This window comes from candidate division WOR-3 bacterium (genome assembly GCA_016934535.1).
Classification (GTDB): domain Bacteria; phylum SDB-A; class SDB-A; order SDB-A; family SDB-A; genus JAFGIG01.
The window spans coordinates 1-11,965 of sequence record JAFGSQ010000002.1 but is presented as its reverse complement, the minus strand read 5'-3'; the positions used below and the strand labels follow the sequence as shown (position 1 = coordinate 11,965).

12 protein-coding genes are annotated in these 11,965 nt (G+C 44.7%); 9 read left to right on the top strand and 3 right to left on the bottom strand.

The window, feature by feature from the left end:
• The first annotated feature begins 1 nt into the window (after position 1).
• The 5 genes from fabG (at position 2) to JXL83_00090 (ending at position 4,491) form a co-directional block, all read left to right on the top strand.
• The gene (fabG, locus tag JXL83_00110; GenBank protein MBN2362515.1) at positions 2–742 is read left to right on the top strand and encodes a 3-oxoacyl-[acyl-carrier-protein] reductase; all 741 of its coding nucleotides are present in this window, start codon (positions 2–4) and stop codon (positions 740–742) included.
• A 24-nt stretch (positions 743–766) separates the two neighbouring features.
• Positions 767–1,057, top strand: a complete 291-nt coding sequence (acpP, locus tag JXL83_00105) for an acyl carrier protein (protein MBN2362514.1) — start codon at positions 767–769, stop codon at positions 1,055–1,057.
• Between the two features lie 32 nt (positions 1,058–1,089).
• Positions 1,090–2,331 carry a beta-ketoacyl-ACP synthase II gene (gene fabF, locus JXL83_00100; protein ID MBN2362513.1) on the top strand — a complete coding sequence of 414 codons (1,242 nt, stop codon included), beginning with the start codon at positions 1,090–1,092 and terminating at the stop codon, positions 2,329–2,331.
• A gap of 157 nt (positions 2,332–2,488) precedes the next feature.
• Positions 2,489–3,280 (top strand): electron transfer flavoprotein subunit beta/FixA family protein, encoded by a 792-nt coding sequence (locus JXL83_00095; protein ID MBN2362512.1) that lies wholly within the window; start codon positions 2,489–2,491, stop codon positions 3,278–3,280.
• A gap of 11 nt (positions 3,281–3,291) precedes the next feature.
• On the top strand, positions 3,292–4,491 hold the full coding sequence (locus JXL83_00090) for an FAD-binding protein (protein MBN2362511.1): 1,200 nt from the start codon (positions 3,292–3,294) through the stop codon (positions 4,489–4,491).
• A gap of 7 nt (positions 4,492–4,498) precedes the next feature.
• On the opposite strand, the gene JXL83_00085 is transcribed toward JXL83_00090, so the two are convergent.
• Together JXL83_00085 and JXL83_00080 are read right to left on the bottom strand one after the other, a co-directional pair.
• Positions 4,499–5,185 carry a DUF459 domain-containing protein gene (locus tag JXL83_00085; GenBank protein ID MBN2362510.1) on the bottom strand — a complete coding sequence of 229 codons (687 nt, stop codon included), beginning with the start codon at positions 5,183–5,185 and terminating at the stop codon, positions 4,499–4,501.
• Positions 5,182–5,589, bottom strand: coding sequence for a hypothetical protein (locus JXL83_00080; protein ID MBN2362509.1), 408 nt, complete (start codon positions 5,587–5,589; stop codon positions 5,182–5,184). Before JXL83_00080 ends, JXL83_00085 begins: the two co-directional genes overlap by 4 nt.
• A 111-nt stretch (positions 5,590–5,700) precedes the next feature.
• Here JXL83_00080 and JXL83_00075 point away from each other — a divergent pair, with 111 nt between their 5' ends.
• From JXL83_00075 to gmhA, 3 genes are all read left to right on the top strand, one after another.
• Positions 5,701–7,524: a GAF domain-containing protein gene (locus JXL83_00075; GenBank protein ID MBN2362508.1), complete on the top strand. Its 1,824-nt coding sequence runs from the start codon at positions 5,701–5,703 to the stop codon at positions 7,522–7,524.
• 211 nt (positions 7,525–7,735) lie between these two features.
• Positions 7,736–9,247: a DUF4070 domain-containing protein gene (locus tag JXL83_00070; protein MBN2362507.1), complete on the top strand. Its 1,512-nt coding sequence runs from the start codon at positions 7,736–7,738 to the stop codon at positions 9,245–9,247.
• A 40-nt stretch (positions 9,248–9,287) separates the two neighbouring features.
• On the top strand, positions 9,288–9,875 hold the full coding sequence (gene gmhA, locus JXL83_00065; GenBank protein ID MBN2362506.1) for a D-sedoheptulose 7-phosphate isomerase: 588 nt from the start codon (positions 9,288–9,290) through the stop codon (positions 9,873–9,875).
• 3 nt (positions 9,876–9,878) lie between these two features.
• Here the strand turns inward: gmhA and JXL83_00060 are convergent, their stop codons facing one another.
• Positions 9,879–11,147, bottom strand: a complete 1,269-nt coding sequence (locus JXL83_00060; protein MBN2362505.1) for an exo-alpha-sialidase — start codon at positions 11,145–11,147, stop codon at positions 9,879–9,881.
• 121 nt (positions 11,148–11,268) lie between these two features.
• On the opposite strand from JXL83_00060, the gene JXL83_00055 reads away from it, so the two are divergent.
• Positions 11,269–11,965, top strand: a 697-nt coding sequence (locus JXL83_00055; protein MBN2362504.1) for a hypothetical protein, incomplete at its 3' end; no start/stop codon positions are given.

The window sequence follows — 11,965 nt, the reverse complement described above, 5'->3', positions numbered from 1 at the left end:
AATGGAAGAAAAAAACATGACGGCTGTCGTCACGGGTGGAGCGAGGGGCATAGGAAAAGAAATAACAAAGAAGCTGTGCGAAAAAGGATACAAAGTATATATATGGGACGTCCTGGATCAAGAGGGGGAAAAAACCGCAGAAGAGATGCGAACCATACCGGCGCAATGTTTTTTTTCCAAAGTCGACATAACGGATGAAAAATCCTGCGAAGACGCCCTCAAAATCATAACCGATAAAGGCGATATAATTTCCGTTCTGATAAACAATGCAGGCATAACAAGAGACAACCTGATTATGAAAATGTCCGTCGATGACTTTAAAAAGGTCCTGGAAGTCAACCTCGTCGGCGCTTTTGTCTGTACAAAAACCGTAATCAGGCAGATGATAAGAAGTAAATCAGGCAGAATAGTAAACATATCATCGGTTATCGGCCTTTTCGGCAACGCCGGACAAGCCAATTACGCTTCGTCAAAAGCCGGATTGATAGGACTTACAAAATCGACAGCAAAGGAGGTCGCTTCAAAAGGAATAACAGTCAACGCCGTCTGCCCCGGATTCATAGAATCGGACATGACGATGAAGCTTTCTGAAGAAGTTAAAACAACATATATGAATAGCATACCGGCGCGAAAATTCGGAGCGCCGAAAGACGTCGCCGATGTCGTATCTTTTCTTGTAAGCGATGAAGCGTCTTACATCACGGGAGAGACGATCAGATTAGACGGCGGTCTGGCAATGTAATAATTAAAATTTAAGGAGGTTGTTATGGCGCCCGACAGATCCAGCTTGGAGAAAGAAGTAAAAAAAATCATCGTCGAAAGACTCGGCGTAGATGACGCGCAGGTCACGCTGGATTCGAAATACGTGAAAGATCTTGGAGCCGATTCATTGGATTTGGTCGAACTTATCATGGCTTTCGAGGAAAAATTTGACATAGACATACCCGACGAAGACGCGGAAAAGCTTGAGACCGTCGGCGACTCGGTTGATTATCTGGAAAAAGCTCTCGCAGAAAAAGGCGACAGCCCAGGAAAAGACGGAGAAGAGGAAGAATAAAAAATCTATAGCGATAAAAAAAGGCAGTATAGATGAAACGAGTTGTAATAACTGGTTTGGGTACAGTTAATCCGGTCGCTAACGACGTAAAAACGACCTGGCAGAAACTTCTCGAAGGCAATTCGGGCGTATCGACAATAAAAAAATTCGACACCGACTTGCTTTCTGTGAAAATTGCCGGCGAAGTCAAGAATTTCGATCCTTCTTCTATTCTCGACAGGAAAGATATTCGCAGAATGGATCCTTACATTCAATATGCGATCTTTGCCGCAGCGGAAGCGATAGCGGATTCAGGACTCGATCTCGAAAAAATTGACAAATTCCGGATCGGTTCGATAATTTCATCCGGAATAGGCGGAAACTTCACCTGGGAAGAACAGCACAAAACCCTTCTCAACAAAGGACCCGATAAAGTTTCCCCGTTCTTTATTCCGATGATGATTATAAACATGGCTTCGGGTATGGTTGCCATCAGATTCGGACTGAAAGGACCCAATTACTCGGTTTCAAGTGCCTGTGCATCTTCGGGTCACGCCATAGTGTCTGCTTCCAGAATCATTCAAAGAGGAGAAGCAGACGTTATGCTGGCAGGCGGATCAGAGTGTTCCATAACGCCGCTTTCTGTAGCGGGATTTTCCGTTATGAAAGCTCTATCAACAAGAAACGACGATCCCGAAACGGCCAGCAGACCTTTCGACAGGGAAAGAGACGGATTTGTCATGGCGGAAGGCTCGGCGTTGCTGGTTCTTGAAGATTACGAAAGAGCGAAAGACAGAGGGGCAAAAATTTACTGTGAAATTGTCGGCGCCGGACAGACAGACGACGCTTTTCACATGACCGCCCCCGACGAAACGGCTGAAGGGCCGGCAATGGCGATGAAAATCGCTTTGAAGGACGCGGGAATAATGGCTGAAGATGTTGATCACGTCAATGCCCACGGCACGAGCACTCCCTACAACGATAAAATCGAGACAAAAGCGATAAAACTTGCTCTCGGAAAAAGAGCCGAAGAAATACCAGTCGTATCTACAAAATCAATGACGGGGCACATGCTGGGAGCCGCTTCAGCAATTGAAGCCGCAGTGGTCGCTTTGTCTTTGAATGAACAGATAATTCACCCGACTATAAATCTGGTCAACCCGGACCCTGAATGCGACCTCGACTATGTTACCGAAGGAAAAAGAAGCGCTGTACTTGAATACGTCCTTTCTAACTCCTTCGGATTCGGAGGACACAACGTGTCCATTCTTTTTAAAAAATTTAACGCAAGTTAGATAACGCATTTTCAGAGAGAATACGCATTTTAAAATTTCAGCGAAACGCGGGAGAGGATTGTCGAAAAAGACGTGATTCGGTTTCTTTTTCGGCGTCAAGACCGGAGATTTTTAGCGAAGCCGTTCATTGTTTTTTCTTGGTAAAAAGGGAGGGAGTTTGAAAATAATCGTCTGCGTGAAGCAGGTTCCGGACATTTCGCAGTCGAAAGTGGACCCCGAAACTTACACGATAATAAGAACGGGAGTTGATGCGGTCGTCAATCCTTTCGATCTTTACGCAGTTGAAGCGGCTCTCAGGATTAAAGACGAATTGGGTTCAGGCGTAACGATAACCGCGATTTCCATGGGTCCGCCTCAGGCGGAAAATGCACTGAGAGAAGTTATTTCCATGGGAGTTGACAACGCGGTCCTGCTGAGTTCAAAAGATTTCGCGGGATCAGACACCTTGGCAACTTCATACGCACTGGCAAAGGGCATAATTCAGACCGGGCAAACGGATCTTGTGATTACAGGAAGACAAGCCATAGACGGAGACACGGCGCAGGTTGGCCCCGGTATAGCAGAGCATCTTGGTTATCCGGTCGTCACTGACGTAAACGGATTCATTGAAATCGCAGAAAACCAATTAAAATTAAGAGTTATGACCGAGGAAGGGTACGTCGATCTATCAGTAGGTTATCCGGCTGTAATATCAGTAGGCAAAGGCATAGGCGAACCAAGAATGCCTTCATTGAGGAATAAAACGAGATCGAGAAAAGAGATAATACCTGTATGGTCTCCGGATGAAATTGATGCGGACACCGGTATGCTTGGGCTCAAAGGAAGCCCGACGCAAGTCGTTAAAATCTTCACGCCGGAAGTCGGGGGCCAGGTTCTCTTTTTAGACGGAGAACCGCCGTCTCAAGCCGGCAGAATCGTCGAAATTCTGACAGAGAGACACCTAATCTAAACGGAGATGTTATGAGCTTGAAAATTATTGAAAAAAGATGCGTTTCCTGTTCAGTTTGTGAAAAAGTCTGCCCTGTCAAAGCCATATCAATCAACGAAAATAAAATGCCCGTAATTGATTTTGGAAAGTGCAATTTATGCGGAATATGCGTGGAAAAATGCCCCACTGGAGCGATCGTCCGCGTTCACAAAACCAGTTCGAGCCAGGCTGATTTCAACGATTACAAAGGAATCATGGTCGTCGCCGAGGAAGAGGACGACAAAATAGCGCAGGTGTCCTACGAACTGGTCAGCAAAGGCAGTGAACTGGCCGCAGTTTTGAACGCCCCCCTCACGGCGGTTGTTTTCAGCGGCGCCTCGGAAGATGACCTGAACAGTCTCTGCGCTTACGGAGCGGACAAAATTATAATTGTTAAAGGCGAAATCCTCGGCAAGCCTCTTACCGGACCGAGAGCGAGATCCCTTTACGAACTGGTTTTAAAAGAAAAACCCGAAATCGTGCTCACCGGTTCTACTTCTCAAGGCAGGCCGCTGTTGTCTAGAGTTGCCGTTCGTTTGAAAACAGGACTTACGGCGGATTGTACGCATCTTGAAGTTGAAATGCCTGACAGGCACCTTCTTCAGACAAGGCCGGCCTGGGGCGGATCTATCATGGCTACTATAATGACACCGAATACAAGACCGCAGATGGCCACCGTCAGACCGAGAGTGATGAAAAAGAAAACTCCGGATTATTCGCGTAAACCGGAAATCATCAGCTTTGAAGTTTCACCGGAAATACTGAAAGATCCAGTGAAGTTTCTCGGGATTCTGAGAGAAGAGGGGACCCGAGTCAGACTCGACAACGCCGACATAATCGTTTCCGGAGGAAGAGGAATTAAATCTCCGGAAAATTTTTCACTGATAGAAAAGTTCGCGTCGGCGCTCGGAGGAGCGGTCGGTTCTTCAAGACCGCCAGTTGACGACGGCTGGATAGCCCATTCTCACCAGGTGGGTCAGACGGGAAGAACTGTGGCGCCTAAACTTTATGTCGCCGTAGGAATTTCAGGCGCCATACAGCATCTTGTAGGAATGCAGTCTTCGGACTGTATCGTGGCCATAAACAAAGACAAGGACGCTCCGATTATGAAAGTCGCGGATTACGCGATAATCGGAGACCTGTTTGAAATTGTCCCTGAAATAGTAAAGGCGCTCGAGAAAAGAAAAAACTGAGAATCACTCAGTTCATCAATTCTATTATTTTATCCGCCAGAAGTTTGGCGCCGTCGCTTGTGAGGTGGCATCCGTCGTCGGTTCTGAGAGAAGAAAATTCGTAACTGCGTTCGTCGAGAATATCGTACGAAGAAATATAAATCACACGGTCTCTTTTTGCCGCTTCTTCTTCGTATATATCATTTAATACTCTTGTTCCGGCGTCGAATTCAGAACTTGCCATTCTCGGCAGGCCTATCCAATATACTTTTACGGCTTCTGAGAGCAAGCCGTCCATCATTGCACCGACTCTTGAATGATATTCTTCGTACCATTCGTCAGAATGGTACGTTATCCAACCCGAACCATACCTGTGAAGAGCCTGATTGTCGTTTGCTCCCAAAAATACGAACGCGTAATCGAAATTATGCATGGATTTTAATTCCGTCAGTCTCTCAGCCCAGTTATAAAAATCGGGACGGGAAAGTCCGCTGGAGACATGATAGTCGAGGAACACGGAGCTGGCGCCGGAAGTTTTCAGGCTGTTTGAAAGAATGAATCCCAGCGCTCCGCCTATCATGGAATCGCCTATCAACAGAAACACGCTGTCTTTTATCCTCGATCCTGAAATGGAAAAAGCGTCCTTCCATGTGATGTCAGGTTGAAGAAACCTGCCCGATGAAAACATAAAAAAAGCAAGAAAAACACAAATCATATTTCTTCGAGTAATTTTACAGTCTGGTCATATTTGTCCGGGATCAATGACATGCAGATAAAGCTGTTTTCGGCGCAGTCGCTCCAGTATACCGACTGCAGATTTATGTCATTGGTAGCCAGAAACTGAAAAATGTGATTCATGTCGACGGGTGATTTCTTGTCTATTCTCAGGACAATGACAGGAGCCGTCATAGGAAACACATTCATGCCTTTGAAAATTGAATTCACGTGATCTGTTTCCTTTTCTATGACAATTCTCAGGAGCCCTCCGTCTACCGAACCGCTTCCTGCAAGAGCAAGTATCTGAATCCCTTCCGCTTTCAATTTACTGACGATTTTTTCCATGGCACCGGATTTGTGCTCAAGGAAAATAGTGTACTGTATCGCTGTTTTTGAGTTCATTTTACGCCCTTTGAAATTTTTAATTTTATTTCCTGCGGCTTTACATGTCAACCGGTGAATGTGAATACGTACAGTTTGTAAAAAACTTTTTTTTGTGTATATAATACAGAAATGAGCAAGAACAGGTCTTTCTGCGAAGAGGCCATCGGCATTTTGGGAGAAATAGAGGCTTCTTTTTCAAAAATAGCAGACGGCGAGCTGAAAAGGAAAGAAATCGCGTCTCTCGCGGAGAAAGCGTCAGTAAAAATGCGGCTTCTTGCTGATCTCGTCGCTGAAAATAATACGACAAAACCTACTGGTTCGATATCTGCTATAAAATCCATGAACACGTTGATTTTACTGGATTATTCCCTGGACGATCTTTGCAGAAAAATAGTGGAAATACTCGTGTTCGAAATGGGATTCTGCAATGCCTCCATTCTCTTGTTCAACAACGAAAGAGAAACGCTCGAATTGATGGCCGCGTTCGGTTTGAAAGACTCCGAAAAACCGCCCGATTTCGCCTACAACAAAGGATTATCTTTTAAACCGGGCAGGGGAACGGCGGGAAAAGCTTTTCTTGAAGGACACACAATAATAATAGAGGACATGGAAGACAGCGAAGACAAGGAAACCATGCAGACAGCAGTTGATATCAAAACGCTGATTTCCCTTCCTATAATTGTCGAAACAGAAAAAATAGGCGTCATAAATCTTTCATACGAAAACAGGACCGAAATTGACGACGCGACAAAGCAGGAGATAGACCTGATAAAAGGGATCGTCGGATACATACTGCTCGCCTATACTAAAGACAGGTCTCTCAAACAGTCAAACACGGAGTTGAAGGACAAAATAAGGATTCAGGGGACTTATTTCGCGCAAATCCTTGAAAATCTTCCCGTGGCGGTATGCGAACTTTCCTTCGACAACAATGAATTTTTCATAACTCAGGCGAATCCGGCTTTTTACAGAATTAGCGGAACTCCGCCGGAAATAATTGATCCGAAACTGGCGGTGTATTTTCAGGAGAAAGAAACGTACAAGAAAGCAGTTAAAGAATTAATAATGAACAAAAAATACGCCTTAAACGGAACAATGATGAGAAAATTCGACGGATCGGACTTTATCGGCGACATATTTCTCGATCAGTCTTCCGTAGGTGAAAAAAACCTATACAGCATAGTGGTAATTGACAAAACCGACGAATACAAACTGGAGCAGAGGTTTATCCAATCGGACAAGATAAATTCTCTCGGCAGGCTGGCTGAAGGTATATCCCACGATATTAAAAATTTGTTTTCAGGAGTGACTCTGGCTCTTCAGGCTCTTCAAAAAAAAATTGAAGACGCATCGGGGATTGAAAAATACGTAAATATGATTTCGGATTCTGCCAACAGGGGAATTACTCTTTCAAACGATCTTCTCGAATTTGCACGCGGTAAAACACCAGAACTGAGGAAAATCCAGATTGAGACGGTAATAGAAAATTGCGTAAACGTCGTTAAAAGCGCCATCCTGCCGAAAATAAACCTTAGAATTTATTTACCGGATAAAGTCCTGCCCGGCATAAAAGGAGATCTATCGCAATTGGAACAGGCGCTATTCAATCTGATAATTAACGCTAAAGATTCAATCATTGGAAAAGGCGAAATAACAATCAAAGCCGGTGAAACAGCCCGGGAAGGCAAAAGCTTGATTTTTGTCGAGGTCTCGGACAACGGGATCGGCATTCCTAAAAATATTATAAGAAACATATTCGATCCTTTCTTCACGACAAAATCCAAAAGCTACGGTTCTGGTCTCGGTCTGTCAATAACTTACAGGATAGTTAAAAATCACGGAGGGGACATATTAGTCAAGAGCACCGAGGGGGAAGGGTCTGTTTTCACTTTGGAGTTTCCTGTTTTTCAGAAGGACGAATACACGGATATATCAGAGATTATTGTAAGTTGAAAACTGTGTACCGGCAATAATGTCTTCAATTTTATTTTTATTTGAAGTATATTTATCCTAATGGGGGAAACAATTATTAATCTGTCTGATTTACAGATTCTTCTGAAAACGCTTGTATGGCATTTTGATGATTGTTTTTGAATAAGGGAATTCAGGCTCTTTAATTGTTTTTCCTCGAAAAGTGTCCTTCTATAATTTCATGGAGGAAGAGATGAATGTTCTGCTTATATATCCTGAAATTCCCGCGACATTTTGGAGTTTCAAGCACGCCGTAAGATTTGTTCACAAGAAGGCCTTGATGCCTCCTCTCGGACTTCTGACTGTTGCCGCAATGCTGCCTGAAACCTGGGAAAAAAAACTCGCGGACATGAACATCGGAAAGCTGAAAAAGAAAGACTTGGCCTGGGCAGACGCCGCTTTCATAAGCGGTATGTCATTACAGAAAGAATCGGCCAAAAAAGTTGTAGACATCTGCAAAAAAGCCGGTTTGACTGTTGTCGCCGGCGGTCCGCTTTTCACTCTCGAAAGAGACGGATTCGATAAGGTCGATCATTTTGTTTTAAACGAAGCCGAGCTGACGCTTCCCGCGTTTCTTGAAGACATGAAAAACGGAAAAGCCGAAAAGATATACGAAACCAAAAACCATGCTGATTTGGCCGCGACGCCTTTGCCCGTCTGGTCTCTCGCCAAAACAGGAAAATACGCCATGATGCCCATGCAGTATTCGAGAGGGTGTCCTTTTAACTGTGAATTTTGCAACATTACTTCTCTTTTCGGAAAGGTTCCGAGATTGAAAAAGTCTTCGCAGATAATAGAAGAACTCGACAGCCTTTACAAAACCGGCTGGAGGGGAGGCGTGTTTTTCGTAGATGACAATTTTATAGGGAATAAAAAGGACTTGAAAGAGAATCTCCTTCCGGCGATTTCCGAATGGAGAAGAGGAAAAAAGGGAATTCAGCTCATCACTGAAGTTTCAATAAACGTAGCGGACGATAACGAACTGTTAAAAAAAATGATATTAGCCGGCTTCGACACTCTCTTTATTGGTATAGAATCGCCGAACAGAGCGAGTTTGCTCGAGTGCAGGAAAAATCAGAACTTAAACAGGAATTTAATAGAAAATATAAAAAAACTGCAGAGGACCGGATTCATGGTCCAGGGGGGGTTCATCGTCGGGTTTGACAGTGACACGGCCATGTCATTTCAGCATATGATAGATTTTATACAAAAAAGCGGGATTACGACGGCAATGGTCGGAATATTACAGGCTCCGGTCGGGACCAGGCTCTATGAAAGACTGAAAAAGTCAAACCGGATTCGCAGGAAATTTACAGGAGACAACACTGATTGTTCAACGAATGTAATAACGAAGATGAACAAAGTAGAATTGAAAAGCGGATACGAAACCATAATAAGTTCCATATATTCTCCCAAAATGTACTATCGAAGGATCAGAACATTTTTTGAAGAATATAAAAAGCCGAAAACAAACGTATACTTCAATTTCAGAAACAAAATGATATACGTGTCGGCATTCCTGCAGGCAATCATTTTTCTCGGCCTCTTCGGTCCGGAAAAGCTTTACTTTTGGAAGCTTGTTATGAGAACCTTTTTTACGAACATTAAGTCCCTTCCTCTTGCCGTATCTTTAGCCATTTACGGTAGACATTTAAAAAAGATAACAAATCATTACCTGGTTTTAAACGAAGGAATTTCAGGCTGACACCGAAATCAGCTCAAACTTTCTTTATAGGAGTTAATCCATGAATTCAGAATGGCTCGAAAATTCTTTAACCGACGCGATTAAAACTCTGAGAGATTTTACAGAAAATGAGTCTAATGTGAAAAATATCGCCGAAGTTTCAAACGTGCTCGCACAGTGCTTCGCAAGAGGCGGCAAGGCGCTGATATGCGGCAACGGCGGAAGCGCTTGTGATTCCATGCATTTTGCCGAGGAATTCACGGGCAGATACAGAAAAAACAGAAAACCGTTGCCTGTTATCTCCCTGTCGGATTCTTCCCACATTACCTGTGTAGGCAACGATTACGGTTTTGAAGAGATATTTTCCAGGGGGGTCGAAGCTTACGGAACAAAAGGCGATGTCTTTGTCGGACTTTCAACCAGCGGCAACTCTCCGAACATCGTCAGAGCTCATGAAACGGCCATAAAAACCGGCATGAAGACGATTTTGCTTCTCGGAAAGGGAGGAGGCGCCCTCTCCGGAAAAGCCGACATAGAATTCATCGTCAAAGGAGCCACGTCCGACAGGATTCAGGAAGTCCACATGACGGTTCTTCACATCGTCATAGAAGGGGTCGAGAGAATTCTTTTTCCTGAAAATTACGAATAAATCCTATCTTAAGAGCATGATTTTTCCAAAGAAAAGCCTTTCACCCGCCCGAAGATGCCCGAAATAAACACCGCTGGTTAAGCCTGACATATCCATATATTCCGTTCTTTTTCCCGAAACGGAAAACTCGAGCGCTTCCGAAGCCTTTCTTCCCGTGATGTCAAAAAGAATAAAAGAGATCTCTGTCGTCGAGGAAGATTCAAAATCCAAAAGGAGAAGATCATTTTCCCGGCACAGGCGATAAGAGAAAGAAAACCCGCTAACAAGCACATTCCCTGTGAAATCTTCAGACACCTGATTCGGTTCATAGAGCGTTTTTTCAAAATAAATGTCATTGTCAGTGTCGTAATTGACGGCGTGAGTCCATGTTCTGTAAATAAAACCGTTTTCAAAAAAGAAAGAGGGCTGTGTGTTGTGGGTTGCGTCCATCGTGATCTGCTGTTCGGTTTCCCAGTTAATCCCGTCGTATGAACGCCTCGAGTGGATATTGTAAATCCCTGAGACGTTTTTGGCGTATTCAACAGTGAAGGCTTCGTCGGGAGTGACGGCACAGAAAGGGTCGTGTGAATTGAGATTGGTTGTCAGTTGAATCTCCTGCGACCAGTTCAATCTGTCTGCCGATGTCCTTATGAAGACGTCGTATTGATAATCTGTTCCCGTCTTTCTGTGATATGCCGCAAGATAGATGCCTGACAAATCCCTGCATATTCTCGCTCTGTAAGCGCTCGCCGCGACCTGGGTTTTGATTGTGTCCCACGCACCCGCCGGCGACCTGTGGGTTACATAAGCTCCGAGTCCCAACGCTATGTATGTCATCGTCAGCGATCCGTCAGGTTCTCTTAATACGACAGGGTCGTAGACATTCTGAGAAGAAGCCCACGGCAGAGGGATTTCGCCCGTCTTTGTCCACGACGATCCGTCTGCCGAAAAAGCACTGTATATTCTGTATGTACCCGATTCGTTAGAAGCGTAAAAGAGCAAAAGGGAGTCTCCTTCTCCCTTCAGAAGGGAAAAAGTTGATTGATTGCCGGTTCCTGTCACGGCGGGATAAAGAGAGCTCCACGCAGTTCCGTCGTCCGTCGAAACACTCGTGTAGAGGTCTCCGGAAATCCAGTCGGGATTTCTCTCTATGACGGCAAGAAGGTTTCCGTTTTGCATCCTGCAGACCCTTCCTATGATGTCGTTTGGAGTCCCTCCTGAAATGACAACAGGGGAAGATGATGCCACGTGAGAAAAAAGCGAAAAAGTTAAAAAACAGCACAGTATTTTCATTTTATCCCCCGGATTAAGCTTTAAAGATGTTTATACCATTATCGCCGCCTGAAATAAAAGAAATACTGACGCAGGTAAAAAGCCTGTTTGACAGAACGTGCAATTGAAATTATGATACGGTATGATTTCTGCAGTCAGTATTATAGTTATAACCCTCACGGCTTATTTTGATTTTATGCCGCCTTTGCCCGGTCTTTGCGACAATAGCGGAGTCGTCGTCCAAACAGGAGTGACTTTTCCGGGCGGTAAATTCGGAATTGAAAAACCAGAAGAGAAATTATTCAGCGTCACGGAATCTGGGAAAACTCCGCCTTCTCTGACAACAGCCGTCATTCTTTTCGATTTTGCTGATCTCGTACACAATCCCGCGCATACTCAGACAAGCTACGATCAGCTTCTTTTTTCGGCGTCGAATCCGGGAAGCATGCATTCCTATTACAGGGAGGTCAGTTACGGACAATTCTCGCTTTATGGAGTGATAGCAGGCTGGTTTCAGAGTTATTATCCGAGGACCGCTTATGCTCAGCACTATTACGGCATAGAGTGGATATTTGACCCCTATACCCAAAACACGAGCATCGGGGTTTACATGGCCGCCAGAGACGCAGTTTACAGGGCGGAACAGGCCGGTTTTGATCTCAACATTCTCGATCCGGACGGAGACAAGGTTGCGCACGGGCTTTTTGTCGTTCACGCAGGACCCGGCGCAGAACAGACGGGCGACACATTTGATATATGGTCTCACAAGGCGGACGCGAGGGAGCTCTGTGAGCTCATTAGAGACAATTACGACCCTGCCTGCCCTTACATAATTTCAA